General features: G+C 73.3%; 24 protein-coding genes. 7 read left to right on the top strand and 17 right to left on the bottom strand.

The genetic code is table 11. The features are described 5' to 3' along the window. Nucleotides 1-890 precede the first annotated feature (890 nt). Nucleotides 891-1,691, bottom strand: coding sequence for an RNA polymerase sigma factor SigF (locus tag G3I53_RS27045; RefSeq protein ID WP_164338060.1), 801 nt, complete (start codon nt 1,689-1,691; stop codon nt 891-893). A gap of 254 nt (nt 1,692-1,945) precedes the next feature. After that, the gene (locus G3I53_RS33460) at nt 1,946-2,083 is read right to left on the bottom strand and encodes a hypothetical protein (protein WP_203592533.1); all 138 of its coding nucleotides are present in this window, start codon (nt 2,081-2,083) and stop codon (nt 1,946-1,948) included. A 181-nt stretch (nt 2,084-2,264) separates the two neighbouring features. On the opposite strand from G3I53_RS33460, the gene G3I53_RS27040 reads away from it, so the two are divergent. From G3I53_RS27040 to G3I53_RS27030, 3 genes are all read left to right on the top strand, one after another. Next, on the top strand, nt 2,265-2,654 hold the full coding sequence (locus G3I53_RS27040) for a DUF2795 domain-containing protein (protein WP_164338059.1): 390 nt from the start codon (nt 2,265-2,267) through the stop codon (nt 2,652-2,654). 75 nt (nt 2,655-2,729) lie between these two features. Then, nucleotides 2,730-3,155 (top strand): CBS domain-containing protein, encoded by a 426-nt coding sequence (locus G3I53_RS27035; protein WP_164338058.1) that lies wholly within the window; start codon nt 2,730-2,732, stop codon nt 3,153-3,155. 20 nt (nt 3,156-3,175) lie between these two features. Further along, nucleotides 3,176-3,727 (top strand): type 1 glutamine amidotransferase domain-containing protein, encoded by a 552-nt coding sequence (locus tag G3I53_RS27030; RefSeq protein ID WP_164338057.1) that lies wholly within the window; start codon nt 3,176-3,178, stop codon nt 3,725-3,727. A 112-nt stretch (nt 3,728-3,839) separates the two neighbouring features. Here G3I53_RS27030 and G3I53_RS27025 read toward each other — a convergent pair whose 3' ends face one another. Next, nucleotides 3,840-4,127, bottom strand: a complete 288-nt coding sequence (locus G3I53_RS27025; RefSeq protein WP_164338056.1) for a DUF6158 family protein — start codon at nt 4,125-4,127, stop codon at nt 3,840-3,842. 63 nt (nt 4,128-4,190) lie between these two features. Between G3I53_RS27025 and G3I53_RS27020 the strand changes: the two genes are divergently transcribed. Next, the gene (locus G3I53_RS27020) at nt 4,191-5,375 is read left to right on the top strand and encodes a Vms1/Ankzf1 family peptidyl-tRNA hydrolase (protein WP_164338055.1); all 1,185 of its coding nucleotides are present in this window, start codon (nt 4,191-4,193) and stop codon (nt 5,373-5,375) included. 91 nt (nt 5,376-5,466) lie between these two features. Here the strand turns inward: G3I53_RS27020 and G3I53_RS27015 are convergent, their stop codons facing one another. Further along, a complete protein-coding gene (locus tag G3I53_RS27015) occupies nt 5,467-7,086 on the bottom strand; it encodes an ATP-binding cassette domain-containing protein (protein WP_164338054.1) in 1,620 nt (539 codons plus the stop codon). Nucleotides 7,087-7,256: 170 nt separating this feature from the next. Here G3I53_RS27015 and G3I53_RS27010 point away from each other — a divergent pair, with 170 nt between their 5' ends. Together G3I53_RS27010 and G3I53_RS27005 are read left to right on the top strand one after the other, a co-directional pair. Next, complete coding sequence (locus G3I53_RS27010; protein WP_164338053.1) at nt 7,257-8,078, top strand: methyltransferase domain-containing protein; 822 nt, start codon at nt 7,257-7,259, stop codon at nt 8,076-8,078. A 42-nt stretch (nt 8,079-8,120) separates the two neighbouring features. Continuing rightward, nucleotides 8,121-8,291 (top strand): hydrophobic protein, encoded by a 171-nt coding sequence (locus tag G3I53_RS27005; RefSeq protein WP_164338052.1) that lies wholly within the window; start codon nt 8,121-8,123, stop codon nt 8,289-8,291. A gap of 25 nt (nt 8,292-8,316) precedes the next feature. On the opposite strand, the gene G3I53_RS27000 is transcribed toward G3I53_RS27005, so the two are convergent. The 13 genes from G3I53_RS27000 to G3I53_RS26940 form a co-directional block, all read right to left on the bottom strand. Further along, nucleotides 8,317-8,580, bottom strand: a complete 264-nt coding sequence (locus tag G3I53_RS27000) for a gas vesicle protein K (RefSeq protein WP_164338051.1) — start codon at nt 8,578-8,580, stop codon at nt 8,317-8,319. 59 nt (nt 8,581-8,639) lie between these two features. Further along, a complete protein-coding gene (locus G3I53_RS26995; protein ID WP_164338050.1) occupies nt 8,640-8,828 on the bottom strand; it encodes a gas vesicle protein in 189 nt (62 codons plus the stop codon). Beyond that, on the bottom strand, nt 8,825-9,601 hold the full coding sequence (locus G3I53_RS26990) for a GvpL/GvpF family gas vesicle protein (protein WP_164338049.1): 777 nt from the start codon (nt 9,599-9,601) through the stop codon (nt 8,825-8,827). The genes G3I53_RS26995 and G3I53_RS26990 overlap by 4 nt, the downstream gene beginning before the upstream one ends. Beyond that, the gene (locus G3I53_RS26985) at nt 9,598-9,936 is read right to left on the bottom strand and encodes a gas vesicle protein (RefSeq protein ID WP_164338048.1); all 339 of its coding nucleotides are present in this window, start codon (nt 9,934-9,936) and stop codon (nt 9,598-9,600) included. Before G3I53_RS26985 ends, G3I53_RS26990 begins: the two co-directional genes overlap by 4 nt. Next, entirely contained in the window at nt 9,933-11,141 is a 1,209-nt protein-coding gene (locus G3I53_RS26980) for an SRPBCC family protein (RefSeq protein WP_164338047.1), read from the bottom strand. Before G3I53_RS26980 ends, G3I53_RS26985 begins: the two co-directional genes overlap by 4 nt. After that, nucleotides 11,138-11,803 (bottom strand): DNA primase, encoded by a 666-nt coding sequence (locus G3I53_RS26975; RefSeq protein ID WP_164338046.1) that lies wholly within the window; start codon nt 11,801-11,803, stop codon nt 11,138-11,140. Before G3I53_RS26975 ends, G3I53_RS26980 begins: the two co-directional genes overlap by 4 nt. Beyond that, complete coding sequence (locus G3I53_RS26970; RefSeq protein WP_164338045.1) at nt 11,800-12,066, bottom strand: gas vesicle protein GvpG; 267 nt, start codon at nt 12,064-12,066, stop codon at nt 11,800-11,802. The genes G3I53_RS26975 and G3I53_RS26970 overlap by 4 nt, the downstream gene beginning before the upstream one ends. Nucleotides 12,067-12,070: 4 nt before the next feature. Continuing rightward, entirely contained in the window at nt 12,071-12,844 is a 774-nt protein-coding gene (locus G3I53_RS26965; RefSeq protein WP_164338044.1) for a GvpL/GvpF family gas vesicle protein, read from the bottom strand. Beyond that, complete coding sequence (locus G3I53_RS26960; RefSeq protein WP_164338043.1) at nt 12,841-13,269, bottom strand: gas vesicle structural protein GvpA; 429 nt, start codon at nt 13,267-13,269, stop codon at nt 12,841-12,843. Before G3I53_RS26960 ends, G3I53_RS26965 begins: the two co-directional genes overlap by 4 nt. Nucleotides 13,270-13,315: 46 nt before the next feature. Further along, nucleotides 13,316-13,786 carry a gas vesicle protein GvpO gene (gvpO, locus tag G3I53_RS26955; RefSeq protein ID WP_164338042.1) on the bottom strand — a complete coding sequence of 157 codons (471 nt, stop codon included), beginning with the start codon at nt 13,784-13,786 and terminating at the stop codon, nt 13,316-13,318. A gap of 141 nt (nt 13,787-13,927) precedes the next feature. After that, nucleotides 13,928-14,905, bottom strand: a complete 978-nt coding sequence (gene ligD / locus G3I53_RS26950; RefSeq protein ID WP_164438863.1) for a non-homologous end-joining DNA ligase — start codon at nt 14,903-14,905, stop codon at nt 13,928-13,930. After that, nucleotides 14,902-16,749, bottom strand: a complete 1,848-nt coding sequence (locus G3I53_RS26945) for a transketolase (protein WP_164438862.1) — start codon at nt 16,747-16,749, stop codon at nt 14,902-14,904. The genes ligD and G3I53_RS26945 overlap by 4 nt, the downstream gene beginning before the upstream one ends. Further along, nucleotides 16,746-18,302 (bottom strand): NAD(P)/FAD-dependent oxidoreductase, encoded by a 1,557-nt coding sequence (locus G3I53_RS26940; protein WP_164337690.1) that lies wholly within the window; start codon nt 18,300-18,302, stop codon nt 16,746-16,748. Before G3I53_RS26940 ends, G3I53_RS26945 begins: the two co-directional genes overlap by 4 nt. Before the next feature lie 174 nt (nt 18,303-18,476). Between G3I53_RS26940 and G3I53_RS26935 the strand changes: the two genes are divergently transcribed. Beyond that, nucleotides 18,477-19,439 (top strand): LLM class F420-dependent oxidoreductase, encoded by a 963-nt coding sequence (locus G3I53_RS26935; RefSeq protein WP_164337688.1) that lies wholly within the window; start codon nt 18,477-18,479, stop codon nt 19,437-19,439. Nucleotides 19,440-19,747: the final 308 nt, after the last annotated feature.

Below are 19,747 nucleotides of genomic sequence, written 5' to 3'. Positions count from 1 at the left end.
CCCGCGCGCGGCCGGACCCCATTCGCGCGACGCGCGGGGCCCGACCGGGTGAACCCCGGCGGTCACCACCGCGTGGCGGCGTGCCCCCGGGCCCCTCCCCACGGTGCCGCGTCAGGTGAAGAGGACCGCCCCCGCAGGGGACCGGACATGCGTGGTGGCCGTGGCGTCCTGCCACGGCCACCGGTCACTGCCGGCCGGACGGATCCCGGCCCGCGGGGCCGCCCCGCGCGCGGCCGGACCCCATTCGCGCGACGCGCGGGGCCCGACCGGGTGAATCCCGGCGGTCACCACCGCGTGGCGGCGTGCCCCCGGGCCCCTCCCCACGGTGCCGCGTCAGGTGAAGAGGACCGCCCCCGCAGGGGACCGGACATGCGTGGTGGCCGTGGCGTCCTGCCACGGCCACCGGTCACTGCCGGCCGGACGGATCCCGGCCCGCGGGGCCGCCCCGCGCGCGGCCGGACCCCATTCGCGCGACGCGCGGGGCCCGACCGGGTGAACCCCGGCGGTCACCACCGCGTGGCGGCGTGCCCCCGGGCCCCTCCCCACGGTGCCGCGTCAGGTGAAGAGGACCGCCCCCGCAGGGGACCGGACATGCGTGGTGGCCGTGGCGTCCTGCCACGGCCACCGGTCACTGCCGGCCGGACGGATCCCGGCCCGCGGGGCCGCCCCGCGCGCGGCCGGACCCCATTCGCGCGACGCGCGGGGCCCGACCGGGTGAATCCCGGCGGTCACCACCGCGTGGCGGCGTGCCCCCGGGCCCCTCCCCACGGTGCCGCGTCAGGTGAAGAGGACCGCCCCCGCAGGGGACCGGACATGCGTGGTGGCCGTGGCGTCCTGCCACGGCCACCGGTCACTGCCGGCCGGACGGATCCCGGCCCGCGGATCGCGCGTCAGTCGTCGTCGCCGTCGTGCAGCACCTCGTCGCGGACCCGGCCGCAGCAGCGGCTGATCAGTCGGGAGACGTGCATCTGGGAGATGCCGAGCTGTTCGGCGATGCGGCTCTGGGTCATGTCGCCGAAGAACCGCATGTACAGGATCGCCCGCTCGCGCTCGGGCAGGGCGGCCAGCCGGTCCTTGACGGCCTCGCGGTCGACGACGGTGTCCAGCGCCGGGTCGGGCGCGCCGAGGGCGTCCCCGAGGGAGTATCCGTCGTCGCTGCCGGGGAGTTCGGCGTCCAGCGACAGCGCGGAGAAGCTCTCCAGTGCCTCCTGGCCGGTGCGCACGTCCTCCTCGGTGAGGTGGGTGTGCTCGGCGAGCTCGGCGACCGTGGGACGGCGGCCGGGGATGGTCTGGGAGAGGTCCTGTGCGGCGTAGCGGACGCGGTTGCGCAGGTCCTGCACCCGGCGCGGGACGTGCAGGGTCCACATGTGGTCGCGGAAGTGCCGCTTGATCTCGCCGGTGATGGTGGGCACGGCGTAGCTCTCGAAGGCGTTGCCGAGTGCGGGGTCGTACCGGTCGACGGCCTTGACGAGGCCGAGAGCGGCGACCTGGCGCAGGTCGTCGTAGCTCTCGCCGCGGCTGCGGAAACGGCCGGCGAGACGGTCGGCCATGGGGAGCCACGCCTCGACGATCTCGTCGCGGAGCGCGTCACGCTCCGCGCCCGGCGGGAGGTCCGCCAGCCGGCGGAAGGCGGCGGACGTGTCGGGGGCGTCGTTATGGGGGTGGGGCTTGGTGCTCGCTCGCATCGGCATGGTGCGTCGCAACTCCCTCGGAGTGCTCGGGGACGGACGGTCACCGTGAGACACGCACCGGTCTTCGGGACAGGCACGCGGGGCGGGGATGCCACCTCACGGACGTGCCTCCTGTCCGAAGCACTGTTCTGCCCCTGCCCGCCCCCACCCCTCGCAAACCCCTCACGCCGGGTGACTCTGCGTGATCGGACGGCGTGTGGGCGTCGGGGCGGCCGTCCGACGGCCCGGGCCGTCAGGGGGGGGCCGTCAGGGTCTCAGGGCGCGGTGGCCGCGTCCGGTTCGGGGTCGGGCCGGGGTTCCGCCTCGCGCGGCAGCACGAGGTCTTCGTAACGCCCCATCATCAGGAGCATGCCGAGCATGAGCACCGGTATGAGCACAGCGAGCACCGCCATGGCCGTTCCTCTCCAGGAGGCTCGTGGGGGGCCGTGCACCCGGGTCTCCCGCACGGCGGGGAGCAAACCGGAGCCACCGCGACCGGTCCACCGCGTCCCGTGGATCCACCGCTCGGAACCCGGTGTCGGTCCCCGCCCGGCGGGTACGCGGAGCGGACCCCCGTAGGAGCTGGAGGGAGACATGCAGCGAGGCAGTGACCGGCTCAGCGTCCACCGCGACGACGAGATGAAGCACGAACTGCAGGGACTGCTCCGGTCGGGCCACCCGACCCGTGCCGAGGAGTGGCACGACCCGGAGCCGCCCGCCGAGGACGACCCGGAGGTGGCGCACGGTCCGGTGACGCCGGGCCGCGCGACGTCGCTGGAGTCGGTGCGGCTGGAGCTGGCCAGGATCCTGGGCCGGGGGGCGTTCCCCGCGGGCCCGCGGGAGCTGATGCGCGCCCTGACCCGGCGGCACGCCCCCGACGCCCTGGTCGAGGCCCTGGAGCGCCTGCCGCGGCAGGCCCGCTACGCCAACGTGCAGGAGCTGGCCGAGGCGCTGACCCGGTCGCGGGAGACCGAGAACGCCTGACTCTCCCGGTACGCCGGGAGACGAAGAACGCCCAGCCGTCCCGGTACGCCGGGGAGGGGAGAAGAGACCGACGTCATGACCCGATGTGTCAAGGACGTGATGACTCCGGGCGTGGTCGCCGTGCGCCCGGACGCCTCGATCGCCGAGGCCGCGCAGCTCATGCGCACCCAGGACATCGGCGACGTGGTGGTGGCCGACGGCGAACGGGTCGTCGGGGTGCTCACCGACCGTGACATCACGGTCCGGGCGGTCGCCGACGGGCGGGACCCGCAGGGGGTGAGCGCCGCGTCGGTGTGCACGCCGGACCCGCTGATCCTGGCCCCCGACGACCCCGTGTCCACGGCGGTCCGGCTGATGCGGGAGCAGACCGTACGGCGGATCCCGGTCGTGGAGAACGGGCTGCCGGTGGGAGTGGTGAGCCTGGGCGACCTCGCCGAGGACCGCGAGCCGGGGTCCGCGCTCGCCGGCATCAGCCGCGCCGAACCCGACCGGAACGAATGAAGGAAGGACGTGGACACACGATGCGTATCGCATTTCTGACCGCACCCGAGGGCGTCGAGCAGGTGGAGCTGACCGAGCCCTGGCAGGCGGCGGTGGACGCCGGGCACGAACCCGTGCTGGTGTCGACGCAGTCCGGCACCGTCCAGGCGTTCAACCATCTCGACAAGGCGGACACGTTCCCCGTCCAGGAGGTGGTCGGCGAGACGTCGGCGGACTCCTTCGGCGGACTGGTCCTGCCGGGCGGAGTGGCCAACCCCGACTTCCTGCGCATGGACGACAAGGCCGTCGCGTTCGTGCGGGACTTCTTCGAGCAGGGCCGTCCGGTCGCGGCGATCTGTCACGCGCCCTGGACCCTGATCGAGGCGGACGTGGTGCGCGGCCGGGTGCTCACCAGCTGGCCGAGCCTGCAGACGGACCTGCGCAACGCGGGGGCGACCTGGGTCGACGAGCAGGTGAAGGTCTGCGACCACGCGCCCGCCAAGCTGGTCACCAGCCGCAAGCCGGACGACCTCAAGGCGTTCTGCGAGACGTTCCTGGAGGTGTTCGCGCGGGAGACGCAGGCAGCCGCCTGAGGTCCCCCTCCTTGCACGGCCTGCGGGGCCCGTCCACCGGGCGGGCCCCGCAGGCATGCCCGAAGCCCCCCGCGCGCACCGGAAGACCGGCGGGCGTGACCGTCCGGACGGGTCAGGTGCCCGGGGTGGACGGTGTCGCCGTGTCCGAACCGGTGCGTTCGCGGGCGCCCTCGCGGGTGCGGCCGGCGGCCACCGGACGGTGCGGGTTGCGGCGCAGGTACTCGCCCTCCAGCTGGGCCATGCGCTCGTTGTGGGTGCGCAGCGCGTCGTCGGAGCCGTACAGCAGCGTGTCGTGACGCGTGCGGTGGATCGTCTCCAGCTCCTTCATGAGCTGCTGGTCGTCCAGGCGGTCCGGCTCGACTCCGGTCATCGTGGTGCCCCGCTCGTCGTGTTCGTTCATGGTCCCCGGGTACCCGCCCGGTCAGCACAAGCACTACCCCGAGCGGTTTCCGGGAGGGACCCCATGGATCTCGCGTTTCTGCACCCACTCTACGAACGTCCCGGCCCCTGGGCCTCCGTGTACGTCGACACCTCCCGGCACTCCGAGGACACGGCGCACCAGCGGCACCTGACGGCGCGGGCGATGGCCCGGGAGCTGACCGAGCAGGGTGCGGACGAGGCGACGTGCCGGGCCGTGCTCGACGCGGTCGACGGCGCGCCGCCCTCCCCCGGACCGGACGGCCGGGTGCTGTTCGCCCGGGACGGCGAGGTGGTGCTGGAGGCGCCGCTCGCCCGTCCCCCGCACGGCGGTGACTGGGCGCGGTGGGCGCCGCTGCCCCGGGTCGCGCCGCTGCTGGAGCTGCTGGGCGAGGACCCCGTGGCGGTGGTGGCCTACGTCGACCGCAAGGGCGCGGACTTCGAGCTGCGCAGTGTGCTCGGCCGGGACGACGCCGGCGGGGTCACCGGGCGCCAGTGGCCGGTGCACCGCACCGCGTCCGCCGACTGGTCGGAGCGGCACTTCCAGCTGCGGGTGGAGAACACCTGGGAGCACAACGCGGCGGAGATCGCCGACGCGCTCGCCGTGTGCCAGGAGGAGACCGGCGCCGACCTGCTGATCCTGGTGGGGGACGACCGTGAGCGGCGGGCGGTGCACGAGCGGCTGCCGCAGCGGCTGCACGGGCTGGTGGTGGACGCCCCGCACGGCAGCGGCTCCCGGCTGCTGGACGAGGACGTGGAGCGCATCCGCACCGATCACGTCCGGGAGCGGGAGGCGGCGGAACTGGAACGGTTCCTGGCCGCGCGGGCCCCGGACGACGCGGGCCGGGCGGCGGCCGTCGAAGGGGTCCCCGCGCTGGTGGAGGCGGCGCGCGAGCACCGCATCGACGAGTTGCTGATCCGCCCGGACGGGCCCGACGCGCACCGTGAGGTGTGGATCGGTGAGGACCCCGACCAGGTCGCGGTGCGGCGCACCGATCTGAAGATCCTGGGCGAACAGCGGTCCTGGCCGGCGCGGGCGGACGACGCGCTGATCCGGTCGGCGGCGATGACGGACGCGTCCGCGCTGGTCGTGGGGGCGGATCTGGACCGCAGCACGCAGGGCGACCTGAACACGGACCGGGACTCCGGCGGCACCGGTGACACGCCCGACCGGGCGGCGGACGACGACGCCCCGGTGGGCGGACTGGGAGCCCTGCTGCGCTGGAAGTGACCGGTGCCCACCGTGCGCACGGTGGGCCCGGTGAGCAGGAGGAGCCCCCGCGGGCGTCGGGCCGCGGGGGCTCCCTCGTGTCCGGCGCCGCTCAGCGGGCGCGTTCCACCCGGCGTTCGTCCCAGACGGGTTCCGGGGTCTCCCGGACCCGGCCGTCGCTGCCGAAGACCAGGAACCGGTCGAAGGAGCGGGCGAACCAGCGGTCGTGGGTGACGGCCAGGACCGTGCCCTCGAACGACTCCAGGCCCTCCTGGAGCGCCTCCGCCGACTCCAGGTCGAGGTTGTCCGTCGGCTCGTCGAGGAGCAGGGCGGTGACGCCCTGGAGTTCCAGCAGGAGGATCTGGAAGCGGGCCTGCTGGCCGCCGGAGAGCCGGTCGAAGGTCTGCTCGGCCTGGCCGGTGAGTTCGTAGCGGCGCAGCCGGGACATGGCGGCCCCCCGGTCCTGGGCGTGCTCCTTCCAGAGGATGTCCAGCAGGGTGCGGCCCTCCAGCTCGGGGTGGGCGTGCGTCTGGGCGAAGTGCCCGGGGACGACGCGGGCGCCGAGCCGCCAGTCGCCGGTGTGGCGGACGTCGTCGCCGGCGAGCAGGCGCAGGAAGTGCGACTTGCCGGAGCCGTTGGAGCCGAGCACAGCGACCCGCTCGCCGTAGAACACCTCCAGGTCGAAGGGCCGCATCAGGCCGGTCAGCTCCAGCCGTTCGCAGGTCACCGCGCGGACACCGGTACGGCCGCCCTTCAGACGCATGGTGATGTCCTGCTCGCGCGGCGGCTCCGGCGGCGGGCCGGCCTCCTCGAACTTGCGCAGCCTGGTCTGGGCCGCCTGGTAGCGGGAGGCCATGTCGGGGCTGACGGACGCCGCCTGGCGGAGGTTCAGCACCAGCTTCTTCAGCTGGGCGTGCTTCTCGTCCCAGCGCCGGCGGAGCTCCTCGAAACGGGCGAAGCGTTCCCGGCGGGCCTCGTGGTAGGTGGCGAAGCCGCCGCCGTGCACCCAGGCGTCGGCGCCGGTGGGGCTCGGTTCCAGGGAGACGACGCGCTGGGCGGTCCGGGCGAGGAGCTCGCGGTCGTGGGACACGAACAGCACGGTCTTGCGGGTCTCCTCGAGCCGGCCCTCCAGCCACCGCTTGCCGGGCACGTCGAGGTAGTTGTCGGGCTCGTCGAGGAGCAGGACCTGGTCGGTGCCGCGCAGCAGGGCCTCCAGCACGAGGCGTTTCTGCTCACCGCCGGAGAGGGTGCGCACCTGACGCCACTGCGCCTTCTCGTAGGGCACGCCGAGCGCCGCCATGGTGCACATGTCCCACAGCGTCTCCGCCTCGTAGCCGCGGGCCTCCGCCCAGTCGGCGAGGGCCTGGGCGTAGGCGAGCTGGGCGGCCTCGTCGTCGACCGTCATGATGGCGTGTTCGGCCCGGTCCACGGCGCGGGCGGCCTCGCGGACGCGGGGCGTGGCGACCGAGACGAGCAGGTCGCGGACGGTGCTGTCGTCCCGCACGGAGCCGACGAACTGGCGCATCACGCCGAGCCCGCCGGAGACGGTGACGGATCCGCCGTGCGGCTTCAGTTCACCGGCCAGCAGGCGGAGCAGGGTCGTCTTCCCCGCGCCGTTGGGCCCCACGAGGGCCATGACGGCGCCCTCCCCGACGCGGAAGGAGACGTCGCCGAGCAGCGGCCTCCCGTCGGGGAGGAAGTACTCCAGGTGCGCGGCTTCCAGATGACCCATGGGGGCGATTGTCCGGGGCGTGCGGGCGGGTGACAAACGCTTTACGGGCCGGCCGGGCGGTCCGGGGACGCCTCGACATCGCGTCCGGATGACAAGACATGAGTCTCACATGATGGAGTTCCGGCGTAGCGTGAGGGGCGTCACCACGACACGGGAGGGGTGGAGGCACCATGTCCGCACCGCGGGAGAGCGCCGTCTACACGCACGGGCACCACGAGTCGGTCCTCAGGTCGCACACCTGGCGCACGGCCGGGAACTCCGCCGGATACCTGCTCGGCGCGCTGGAGCCCGGCATGCGGGTCCTGGACGTGGGCTGCGGGCCCGGCACCATCACCGCCGACCTGGCGGAGCGGGTTCCCGGCGGTCATGTCACGGGCCTGGACCGGGCGCCCGCGATCCTGGCGCAGGCGAGGGCGACGGCCCGTCAGCGGGGCCTGGCCGCTGTCGACTTCACGGCCGGCGACGTGCACGCGCTGGGGTTCCCCGACGACACGTTCTGTGTGGTCCACGCCCATCAGGTGCTCCAGCACGTCGGCGACCCGGTGGGTGCCCTGCGGGAGATGCGGCGGGTGACGCGGCCGGGCGGGCTGATCGCCGTGCGGGACTCCGACTACGCCGCCATGGCCTGGTATCCGGCGTCCCCCGGCCTGGACGACTGGCGGGACCTGTACCGCCGGGTGGCCCGCGCCAACGGGGGCGAGCCGGACGCCGGGCGGCGGCTGAAGTCCTGGGCCCTGGCGGCCGGGTGGACCGATGTGCGGGCCACCTCGTCCACCTGGACCTTCTCGACGCCGGACGAGCGGGCGTGGTGGAGCGGCCTGTGGGCGGACCGCACCGTGGCGTCGTCCTATGCGGAGCGGGCCGTCGACGGCGGATTCACCACCCGTGCCGGGCTGCGGGCGGTGGCGGACGCCTGGCGGGAATGGGGCGCCCGGGACGACGGATGGTTCAGTGTGCTGCACGGCGAAATTCTTTGCCGCAAGGAAGCCTGAAACCAGAATTAGGGGCAATCAGAGTGTCAGGAGGTTGACACTATGGTTCCGATTCTGCTCGTACTGCTTCTGGCCCTCATCCTTTTCGGTGCGGGATTCGCGGTAAAGGCTCTTTGGTGGATAGCGGTGGCGGTGCTGGTCGTCTGGCTGCTGGGATTCGTGATGCGCAGCACCACGGCGGGCGGAGGCAGGGGCCGCTGGTACCGGTGGTGACCCGCCGGTGAGGTGCCCCGGGGCGTCAGTCCCGGGGCAGCAGCGGTCCCAGCGGCCCGAGGTCCAGATTGAGGTCCTCGGGCCGCAGTCCGTAGCGCTCGCGCAGTTCCGTCATGCGCTCCTCCAGGAGCATCAGGGTGAGCCCGACGCGCTCCTCCTGCTCCTCGGTCAGGTCCCCGACGTCGAAGCGGCGCAGCGCCTGGCGTTCCATCAGCTGGCGCAGCAACTCCACGACGGTGAGCACGAGTTTGACGAGGTCCCGCTCGACCGTGTCGGGCTCCAGGTCCATGCGGTGACGGCGCCCGCGATGCGGCCGCCCGCCATGGTGCTCGTCGTGCGGAGGGCCGGTCAACGCAGCTCCTCGAAGGGTGACGGGACGTTCTCGTTGACCGAGCTGATGAGCGCGTTCAGATCGATCCGGACGAGATCCACGTCCGCGATGCGCAGGGTGATGTCGCCGGTGATGACGACCCCGCCGGCCAGCAGCCGGTCGAGCAGGTCCACCAGGGCGATCTCCCGGTGTTCGACGACGGTCACGACCCCTCCCCCACAGTGGATTCCTCACCGGCGAACGAATAGGCGGCCCACGGTCCGGTGAGTTCCACGCGAATTCCGGGCATACCGTCCTTCGTCCTTTCCACCCTTTCCACGAATGCCTCGGACTGTGCGCGCGGCACCAGATAGGCCGCGTTGAGCACATTCCGCCCGGAGGCGCCGGACAGGGTGGGATTCTGCGGTGCGTGCAGCCGGGAGTCCTCGGCGTGTTCCCGCAGGGACTCGTGCAGCCGGGCCGCGAAGGTCTCGGCCTTTCCCCACCGGTCCTCCCGGGACTTCGTCTGCATGCGGCGCTGCCGCAGGTAGTCCCGGCCCGAGGCGGGCTTCGGCGCGGGCTCGGCCGGCGCCGGCGGCGTCTCGTCCTCCACGTACACCTTGACGCCCCACTCCACCCGGCCCTCCAGCCGGTCCAGGGTGCCCAGGAAGCCCTCCTCGCGGGTCTCCATCATCGTGCGGACGCCGCTGTCGTCGCGGAAGACGGTGCCCAGACGCAGCGGCAGGGGGGTGGTGACGGTGGTCAGCGCGTCGATGACGCCCTGATGGGCGCGGGCGACCGCGGTGAGCCAGTCCAGGTCCTCGAGGTGCGCGCGCAGCGGTTCCTCGGCGAAGTCGGCCTCCGGCACGTGGCTGACGACGGCCACCAGGCCGTGGTGGCCCAGCAGCCGGGGCGGCGCGCCGGCCACCCCGGTCAGCTGGGCCTGGAGCGGGGTGCCGAACGGCCGGCAGACGGCGTAGACGTACCGCAGTCCGGTCACGGGGCCTCCTCCTCGGCGCGGCGGGGCTCCAGCTCCTCAAGCCGGGCCAGCCGCTCACGCAACTCGGCGTTCTCCCGGGCCAGTTCGTCCCGCCGGGCACGCGAGGACAGTGCCGGGTCGGTCTCCCACCAGTCGATGCCCATCTCCTTCGCCTTGTCGACGGAGGCCACGATGAGGCGCAGCTTGATGGTGAGCAGCTCGATGTCGAGCAGATTGATGCGGATGTCACCCGCGATGACGATCCCCTTGTCGAGCACCCGTTCCAGGATGTCGGCCAGATTGGCTCCGCTGCCCTGCCCGTAGTACGGGTCGGGTGCCCGACGGGGGGTGGTCATCGCCGGCTCCCGCCCTCGGCGTACTCGTCCTCGGCCTCGTCCTCGTAGGCGTCCTCCGCCTCCGGCTCGTCGTACTCCTCGTCGTCCTCGTACTCGTCGTCGTACTCGTCCTCGGGCTCGTCCTCCGGCTCGTCCTCGGGTTCCTCGTCCCGCGCGGACTCGTCGTCGGGCTCGCCCTCGTACTCCTCGTCGGCGCCGTCGGGCTCGTCCTCGTCCCGGGCTTCGTCGTCGTCCCGGGCTTCGTCCTCGTCCTCCGCCTCGTCCTCGGGTCCGCCCTCGCCGTCGCCCTCGTCGCCGGAGGTCTCGTCCTGCTCCTGCTCCTCCTCGGCGACCGCGTCCTCGTGGCTCTGCACGACCTCGCCATCGCGGATCTCACCGCGCCAGCTGTCCTCCGCCTCGCCCTTGATGGTGATGAAGCGGGCGAAGTTCTTCAGGTCGAGCCGGGCCCGGCGGCCCTGGGCGCGCCAGATGTTGCCGGTCTTCTCGAAGAACCCCGAGGGGTAGTACTCGATGACCAGCAGCACCCGCGTGAGGTTCTCGCCGAGGGAGTGGAAGGAGACGACGCCCTTCGTCGTGCCCTTGGCTCCCTCCGAGGTCCACGCGATGCGGTCGTCGGGGACCTGCTCGGTGGTCTGCGCCTTCCAGCTGCGGTTGGACCACCAGACCTTGGCCTGCCAGTCCGAGGTGGTGTCGTCGGACTTGTTGGCACTCTTGACGCCCTTGGCGAAGGTGCTGAAGTCCTGGTACTGCGTCCACTGGTCGTAGGCGGTGCGGAGCGGCACCCCGATGTCGATCTGCTCGATGATGACGGTGGGCTTCTTGCCGGCGGAGCGCTTGCGCTTGCTCTTCCCTCCGCCGCCACCGAGCCCCTTCAGAGCGCCCATGACGTTGTCCTTGGCACGGGAGGCGCCCACCTCGACGGCGCTGCGCAGGGGGCTCTTGCCCTCGGCGATCTTGCGGCCTCCGTCGAGTGCGAGCCGGGCGAAGCCGGGGCTGTTGCCCTCGGCGATGTCGTTCAGCTTGTTGGTGGTCTCCCCGAGCTTGTGGCCGACTCCGGTCAGCAGGCGGGTGGCCTGCGCCGCGAGGTACTCCTGCACCTCGGCCTTGAGGCGGTCGGCGGCCTCGCTGTGGGCGAGGTCGGCGAGCGGGTTCTGCTTCTCCCCGTCGCGTCCCGCGCCGGTGGCCGAGCCGAGTGTGTCGCTCATCCCTCACCGCCTCCCTTCCGCGAGCGGGAGCGGGTACCGCGGGCCGCGGCCGACGTCTTCCTGGCGGCGGTCTTCTTGGCGGCCTTCTTCGCCGGTGCCGCCTTCTTGGCGGGCGCCTTCTTCGCCGGCGCCTTCTTGGCGGCCTTCTTGGCGGGCGCGGACTTCTTCGCCCGCGCGGGAGCCCGTTCCTCCCGCTCCGGTTCCTCGTCGCCCTCGTCCTCGTCCGCGGGCTCGTCGTCGCGGGTGTCGTCCCTGTCCTCGGCGTCCTCGGCGTCGTCGAGGTCGTCCCCGGACTCGTCCCGCTCGTCGCGGGCGTCCTCGTCCTCGTCCCGGTCCGTGGCGCCGCCGCCCGCGAGCTGGTCGCGCATCTGCGCGGTCCGGCCGTGCAGCCGGTCGGCGAGGGAGTCGAGCTGCCGCTCGATCATCGCGCCGGAGGCGGCCTTGCCGACCCCGCGCAGATCGCCGCGCAGCTGGTCGCCGATCTCCTTGAACTGCGGGTTGTTCCGCAGCTGCTGGGACACCAGCTCCCCGACCATCTTCGGGCTGAGGTTGAGTTTCTTCCCGGCCACGAGTCCGCCGACGGCGAGCGCCATCTTCAGCTTCTTCGTCCGGCCGAGAAGGTAGCCGGCCCCTATCGCGAGGCCGAGTCCCGTTCGATTCATTGTGGTGCCGTCCCGTCCCCTGTACCCGCGCCTGTGCGCGTTGCGGTCTCCAGCCGGTCGAGGAGTTCGTCCTCCTGCCGGTCGAACTCCTCCTCGGTGATCTCTCCGGCCTCCAACTGCTCTTCGAGCCGGGCCAGTTCCGCACGGATCGTGGCCGGGTCGTAGTAGATGCGCTCCGCTTCCCGGAGCACCTGCCGGATGGCCCAGCCGCTGCCGCGCACCGGGGCGAACGGCAGCAGCAGGACCTCCGAGATCAGACCCATGACGTCACCCCGCTCCGGCGTCCGCCCCGCCCGCCGTACTGGCCACGGGTTCGGCCGGTCCGGGCTCGACGAAGCTGTACGGGGGCAGCGGGCCGTTCAGCCGCACCTCCAGGTGGGGCATGTCCTTGCGCAGCTGCTCCACGGCGGACAGGAAGTTCTCCGCCGAGTCCCGCTTCACGAGGAAGGAGACGTTGGCGAGCCAGCCGGAGGACTCCGGACCCACGCTGACCGCGTCCGCAGCCGGCTCCAGGGCCCGCTGCACGGCGGCACCGTCCTCGGCCTCCTGGGCCTGGACCGCACCGGCGACCATCTCGCCCAGGTGGATCTTGTCCTCGTAACTGCCGCCGCCGGACTGGCGGTTGGCCTCGGCGAGGGCGCGGATCTCCGGATTGCCGGCCATCACGTGGTGCAGCACGGCCTCCTCGACATGGTTGGCCTTGACGTTGTACTCGACGCGGCCGTCCAGGGCGCGCAGGCGCTCCTCGTAGTGATCGGCCCGCTCCGCGAGCACCGCCGTCACCGACTCGTCGTCCTCGGCCACCGAGCCGAAGCGCATCGGCAGCACACAGCCGGCGGCGCCGGTCTCGCTGAGCACGTTCTGGTGGGCGAGCAGCTCCCGCCGCTTGGGGCGCAGGCCCTCGGGGGCGTCACTGACGACAGCCGTCAGGGAGCCCACCGTCAGCAGTCGCACGGGGCGCGACGGGTCGCCGACGCCGCCCATGCCCTCGGGCAGTGCGGGGTGCGAGCTCGCCGTGATGCCGTAGACGTAGGTGCTCACTGCTCCTCCTTCCGGCGCGAGGAGGTGCTCTTACGGGCGCGGGGGCGGGACTCGGTCTCCTCCTCCGACTCACCCCGGGCCTGCTTGAAGGCGTCCGAGATGGTCTCGGCGGCGCCGGACAGCGCCCCCTTGGACTTGCCTCGGGCGCCCGACTCGGTCATCTCGCCGACCAGATCGGGCAGGCCCGGGTCCTTGCGGGGCCCGGCCTCCAGGTCGAGGCGGTTGCACGCCTCCGCGAACCGCAGATAGGTGTCCACGCTGGCGACGACGACACGCACGTCGATCTTGAGAATCTCGATGCCGACCAGGGACACGCGCACGAATGCGTCGATGACGAGCCCCCTGTCGAGTACGAGCTCGAGTACGTCGTAGAGGCCGCTGCTGCCGCCTCCGCCACCGGATTGCTGTGCCGGTACGACTGTCATGTGCGGATTGTCCTCCTCGGTAGGTATGTGGGTCCGGTCGGGCGGCCTAGCGGCCGCCGCCCCTGCGTGCGTCGGAACGTCCTCGCTCGTAGCGCCGGACGCGGCGGTAACCGGTGAGCAGACCCTCGTGGTCCAGCTCCACCTGGTAGCTCGCCATCAGGCTCATCGTGTCGGGCACGCGCTCCAGTTCGAGCACTTCGATCTCCAGTGCCCAGCCCTCCTCCGTCCGCCCGAAGGACGACACGGACTCGGCTTCCCGGCCGGTGAGCTCCGCCAGCTGTCCGCGCGCCTGGCGCAGCACCTCCATCGGGCCCATCTGCCGGGTCTGCGTGCTGGTCTCGGCCGGCTCTCCGGTCCGCCCCGATCCGCCGGACTCCCCGGATTTCCGGGCCGTCCCGGTCTTCCGGGTTCTCCGCGTGGCCGGGGACTTCTTACGGGGTTCCTGCGTCTCCTGGTCTTCCTGCGGTTCCTGGGTTTCGCGGGAACTCTGTGGTTCCTCGGTGTTCTCGTTCGACATGGCCACCTCCCCCTCCGTGTGGCCGCAAGTCAGTTCGTCAAACCTCCACCGGCTCACCCGATTGCCACACCCGGGTGGCGTTTCCGGTCACCGGGCGGGCACGTTCCGTCCACGGCCGGAGCCCGCCGGACGGGCCGCGGGTCAGCCGCGCAGGGCGTCGAGTCTGCGGCGGGCCGGGCCCAGGGCGCGTCCGCGGCGCAGCAGCCCGCCCCAGGGGTCGGTGCGGGCGTGCTCGACGGCGTCGGCGAGGGTCCAGCGGCGGGCGTGCAGCTCCGGGTCGTCCAGCTGCTCCCAGGGGACGGGAGCCGCGACGGGGGCGCCGGGAAGGGCGCGCACCGTCCAGGGGGCGACCGCGGTCTGCGCGTAGGCGTTGCGCTGGACGTCGAGGTAGAGCCGGTCCCCGCGGTCCTTCTTGCGGGCCGCGGTGGTGAGGCGGTCGGGATGGGCGGCGGCCAGGGTGTCGGCGACGTCGCGGGCGAAGGCGCGCACCGCGTCGAAGTCCTGCCCGCGGTCCAGCGGCACGATCACGTGCAGACCGCGCGAGCCGGTGGTCATCAGGGCGGACGACAGGCGCAGCTCGTCGAGCAGCTCCCCCAGCACCCGCGCGGTCCACCGCACCGTCTCGAAGGCGTCCCGGCCCTCCCCGGAGGGGTCCAGGTCGAAGACCAGCCGGTCGGGCCGCTCCAGGGGGTCGGTGCCGTCCCTGCCCTGCCGGGAGCGGGACGGGCCGGCCCGGGACAGCCAGCGGTGCAGGGTGACGGCGGCCTGGTCGACGAGGTGGAGCAGCGTCGCGGTGTCGTCGCACACGGTGTGCGTGACGGTACCGCCCTCCTTGCCGACCTCGATCCTGGTGATCCACTCCGGGTAGTGCTCAGGGGTGTTCTTCTGCATGAAGGCCGGCCCGTCGATGCCGTCCGGACGCCGGTCCAGCATCAGCGGGCGGCCCCGCAGGTGGGGCAGCAGGTACGGCGCGACGGCCCGGTGGTAGTCGGCCAGGTCGCCCTTGGTGTACTCCGGGGTGCCCCGCCCGCCGGGGAAGAACACCTTGTCCGGCCGGCGGATCCGCACGCTGCGGCGGCCGGCCCGGACCGTGCGCGCCGGGCCCCCGCCCTCGCTCACGGCACGATCGCCTCCTCCACCAGCAGCCGCCCGGCCGCCGCGATCGACCCGGCGTCGATGCCGGCGGCCCGCAGCTGCTCCTCGGGGGACGCCGACCCGGGCATGTCGCGCACCGCGAGCCGGACCAGGCGCGGCACGGGCCGCCCGTCGGCGAAGGCCTCCGCGACGGCGTCGCCGAGCCCGCCCTCCGGATGGTGGTCCTCCACGGTGACCAGGCAGCCGGTCTCCTCGGCGGCCCGGCGCAGGGTGTCGCGGTCGACCGGCTTGAGCGAGTACAGGTCGATCACCCGGACCGCGATGCCCTCCCGCTCCAACGCGTCCGCCGCGCTCAGCGCCTCGGGCACCGTCACCCCGGCCGCGACCAGGGTGAGCCGGTCCCGGTCCGACGCGCGCAGCACCTTGCTGCCGCCGACCGGGAACTCCTCGTCCGGCCCGTAGATCACCGCGCTCTCACCGCGCGAGGTGCGCAGGTAGCGGATGCCGTCGAGGCCCGCCATCGCGGCCACCAGCCGGGCCGTCTGGTTGGCGTCGCACGGGTACAGGACGGTCGAACCGTGGACCGCCCGCATCATCGCCAGGTCCTCCAGGCCCATCTGGCTCGGCCCGTCCTGCCCGATGGCGACGCCCGCGTGGGAGCCGACCAGGTTCAGGCAGGAGCCGCTGACCGACGCCATCCGGATGAAGTCGTGGGCGCGGGTCAGGAACGCGGCGAAGGTGGACGCGTACGGCACCCAGCCCCGGGAGGCCATGCCGACCGCGGTGGCCACCATCTGCTGCTCGGCGATGTAGCACTCGAAGTAGCGCTCGGGGTGCTCCTTGGCGAAGAACTCCGCGCGGGTGGAGTCGCCGACCTCGCCGTCGAGGGCCACGACGTCGCCGCGCGCGGTGCCGAGGGCGGTGAGGGCCTCACCGAAGGCGTTCCGGGTCGCCACCTCCTCGCCCCGCTCCCAGCGGGGCAGCGTGGCCTCCCCCGTGGGCACGGAGTGCGGGGCGCCGGTGTCGGGCGGTTCGGGCACCCGTACGCGCAGGTCGCGGGGGCCGCCCAGTTCGGCGATCGCGTCGTCGGCCTCGGGCAGCGGCTTGCCGTGCTGGCCCTCCCGGTCCTCGACCGCCGCGACGCCCTTGCCCTTGAGGGTGCGGGCGAGGATCGCGGTCGGCCGGCCCAGGGTCGAGGCGGCCTCCCCGAAGGCCCGGTCGAGGGCGTCCACGTCGTGGCCGTCCACCTCGGTGGTGTGCCAGCCGAAGGCCTGGAAGCGGCGGGCGTAGGCGGCGAGGTCGTGGCCGTGCCGGGTGGGGCCGCGCTGGCCGAGCCGGTTGACGTCCACGATCACGGTGAGGTTGTCCAGGTGCTCGTGGCCGGCGTGCTCCGCGGCCTCCCAGATCGATCCCTCGGCCATCTCGCTGTCCCCGCACAGCACCCAGACCCGGTAGTCGGCCCGGTCGAGCCGCTTCCCGGACAGCGCGATCCCGACGCCGACCGGCAGGCCCTGGCCGAGTGAACCGGTGGCCGTCTCCACGTAGGGCAGCCGGCGGGGCGTGGGATGGCCCTCCAGGCGGCTGCCCGCCTTGCGGAAGGTGAGCAGTTCCTCGTCGTCGATGGCGCCGGCCGCCTTGTAGGCGGCGTACATCAGCGGGGAGGCATGCCCCTTGGAGAGGACGAGCCGGTCGTTGCCGGGGTGGCCCGGGCGGTCGAAGTCGTACCGGAAGTGGTGGGCGAACAGCACGGCCATCACGTCGGCCGCGGACATCGAGGACGTGGGGTGCCCGGAGCCCGCGGCGGCCGCGGCCCGCACGCTGTCCACACGCAACTGCTGTCCGAGCTCGGTGAGTTCACCGGTGTTCATGAGTCTCCTTCGGCGCGGTCGCCGGGGTTGTCGGTGCGTTTGACGGGGCCGGGGGCGTCGTGGGCCGGGCCCGCCCCCGAGGGCTGGTTCTTCGCGGGCTCACCGCCCGGCTGGTTCCTGGCGGGCTCACCGCCCGGCTGGTTCTTCGCCGGCTCGCCACCGGGCTGGTTCTTCGCGGGTTCGTCACCGGCCCGGTCCTTCTCGGGTCCGCCGTCCTCGGCGGGCCGCCCGGTGCCGGCGTCCTCGCCGGACGGCTCGCGTTCCGGCGGGCCGGGCATCCGGGCCAGCTCCGGGGACGCCGTGTCCAGCGGCACCGACCAGGACCGTACGAGGCCCAGCTGGACGGCCTGGCGCGGGAGCACCGCGTCCAGCAGCCAGTCGGCGGCCACCCGCACCCGGTTGCCGGGCATCGCCGCCAGGTGGTAGCCGCGGGTCACGAGCCCGGCCACCGGCCCGGACAGCGGCACGCCCAGCGGGTCGGCCGCGGCCTGGGCACCGCCCAGGTCCACGACGAACCCCAGGTCCTTGTGCCGGTAGGCGCGCCGCTCGCCGTCGCCGAGGGAGGCGGCGATGTTCTGCGCGCAGACCTTGCCCTGCCGCCAGGCGTGCTGCGCGGTCATCGGGGTGTACTGCCCCGGCTTCTCCAGGTCCGGCACGGCCGCCGCGTCACCGCACGCGAACACCTCCGGGCGTCCCGGCACCTGGAGGTGCGGGTCGACGAGCAGCCGGCCGCGTTCCATGGGCAGGCCGAGGGACTCGGCGAGCGGGTCGGGCCGCACCCCGACGCACCACACCAGCGTCCGGGTGTCGACGAACTCGCCGTCGGTGAGCAGCACGCCGTCGGGTTTCGCCTCCTTGACGGAGGTGCCCATCCGCACGTCCACCCCGCGTTCCCGCAGGACCCGGTCGGCGGTGCGGGAGAGCCGTTCGTCCAGTTCGGGCAGGACCCGGTCGGCGATGTCCAGCAGCATCCAGCGCGGCCGCATCCCGGTGCGCATGGGGTGCTTGTGGACCTGGGAGTCGGTGAACAGCTTGCCGTGCGCGGCGACTTCGGTGCCCGTGTAGCCGGCGCCGACCACGACGAAGGTGCAGCGGCTGGAGCACTCGGCCGGGTCGTCGGTGGCGGACGCGAGCTCCACCTGCCGGGTCACGTGGTCCCGCAGGTACAGCGCCTCCGGCAGGCCGCGGAACCCGTGGGCGTGCTCGGCGACACCGGGGATGGGCAGCAGCTTGTTGACGCTGCCGGCGGCCAGCACCAGCCGGTCGTAGGACAGGCTGCCGCCGTCGCCCTCCGGCCCCGTGTAGTGCACCGTGCGCCCGTCGAGGTCGATGCGTTCGGCCTCCCCCAGCACCAGCCGGACGTGCGGCAGCGTGCCGGACAGGGAGACGGTGACCCGGCGGGGCTCCAGGATGCCCGCCGCGACCTGCGGCAGCAGCGGGAGGTAGAGGAAGTAGTCGGTCGGGTTGAGCAGGGTGATCTCGGCCCGGCCCCGGGCCAGCCGGGACAGGGTCTGCGCGGTGCGGTACCCGGCGAAGCCCGCACCGACGATCAGGATGCGGGGTCGGCTCGAGGGTCGGCTCACGGTTGGTCCTCCGGCGCTGTCGGCGTACCTCGGGAGACTTCCGCGTCCCCCTGGCCGCCGCGGCCAAACGTGGGCCGGTTTCCGCCCGGGGCCCCGGGTACCCGGAACCGGACCCGAGCCGCCCCCGTCGCGGAAGGCGCCCCCATGCCCGAGTACGGCTATTTCCTCTCGTGCGAGCAGTACGGTCCGGCGGAGCTGATCGAACAGGCCCGGATGGCCGAACAGGCCGGATTCGAGTCCCTGTGGATCTCCGACCACTACCACCCCTGGAACGACGAGCAGGGGCAGAGCCCCTTCGTGTGGTCGGTGATCGGCGCCCTGTCGGAGGCGGTGTCCCTGCCGGTGGGCACGGCGGTGACGTGTCCGACGGTGCGGACGCATCCGGCGGTCGTGGCGCACGCGGCGGCGACGGCGGCGGTGATGTCCGACGGCCGGTTCCGCCTGGGCGTCGGCACCGGCGAGGCCCTCAACGAGCACGTCCTGGGCGACGCCTGGCCCCCCGCGCACATCCGGCTTGACATGCTGGAGGAGGCCGTGCAGATCATGCGGCGGCTGTTCTCCGGCGAGGAGGTCAACCACCACGGCACGCACTACACCGTGGAGAACGCCCGCCTCTACACCGTCCCGGAGGAACCCGTGCCGGTCGACATCTCCGGCTTCGGACCGGCGGCGACGAAACTGGCCGCCCGCGTCGGCGACGGCTACATCACGATGATGCCGGACGCCTCGATGGTCGAGCAGTACCGCAAGGGCGGGGGCGGCGGGAAGCCGGTGAGCGGCGGCACCAAGGTCTGCTACGGCACCGACCGCGAGGAGTGCGTGCGCACCGTCCACCGCCTCTGGGCCAACGAGCAGCTGCCCGGCGAGCTGGGGCAGGTGCTGCCCTCACCGAAACACTTCGAGCAGGCCCAGCAGCTGGTGACCGAGGACATGGTCCGGGACAGCCGGGTGTGCGGGGACGACGTCGACGAACACGTGGCGGAGCTGCGGCGCTTCGCGGACGCGGGCTTCGACCGCATCTACGTCAACCAGATCGGCCCGAACCTGCAGGGCTTCTTCGACTTCTACCGCACGAAGGTGCTGCCGCAGCTCCGGCAGGGGCAGTAGGCCCCGCACGGAGCCGCGGCAGTGACCGTCCGCCGCGGTGACTCACCCGTGCGGCCCGCGGACCGCGTACGCCACGGACCCGGGGTCCGCCGTCGTCCGGGCGGCCGTCGGCCCGGCCGGGGTCACGACCGGTGGCCGTGGTCCCCGGGGCCTGTCCCGCCGGGGTACGGCGGTTCGGCGCCCGCCGTCGGCGGAGCGGGCGGCACGGGCGGGACCTGACCGGGGACGTCCGGCCCCGGGGGCGGGGCGGTGGGCGGCACGGGAGCACCGTGGCCGCCGGCCGGACCCGCCTGCCCGGGGACGTCCGG

Source organism: Streptomyces sp. SID14436 (assembly GCF_010548465.1).
In the GTDB taxonomy this organism is placed as follows: domain Bacteria; phylum Actinomycetota; class Actinomycetes; order Streptomycetales; family Streptomycetaceae; genus Streptomyces.
The sequence above is the reverse complement of the archived record's forward strand: the minus strand, read 5'-3'. Positions and strand labels throughout refer to the sequence as shown.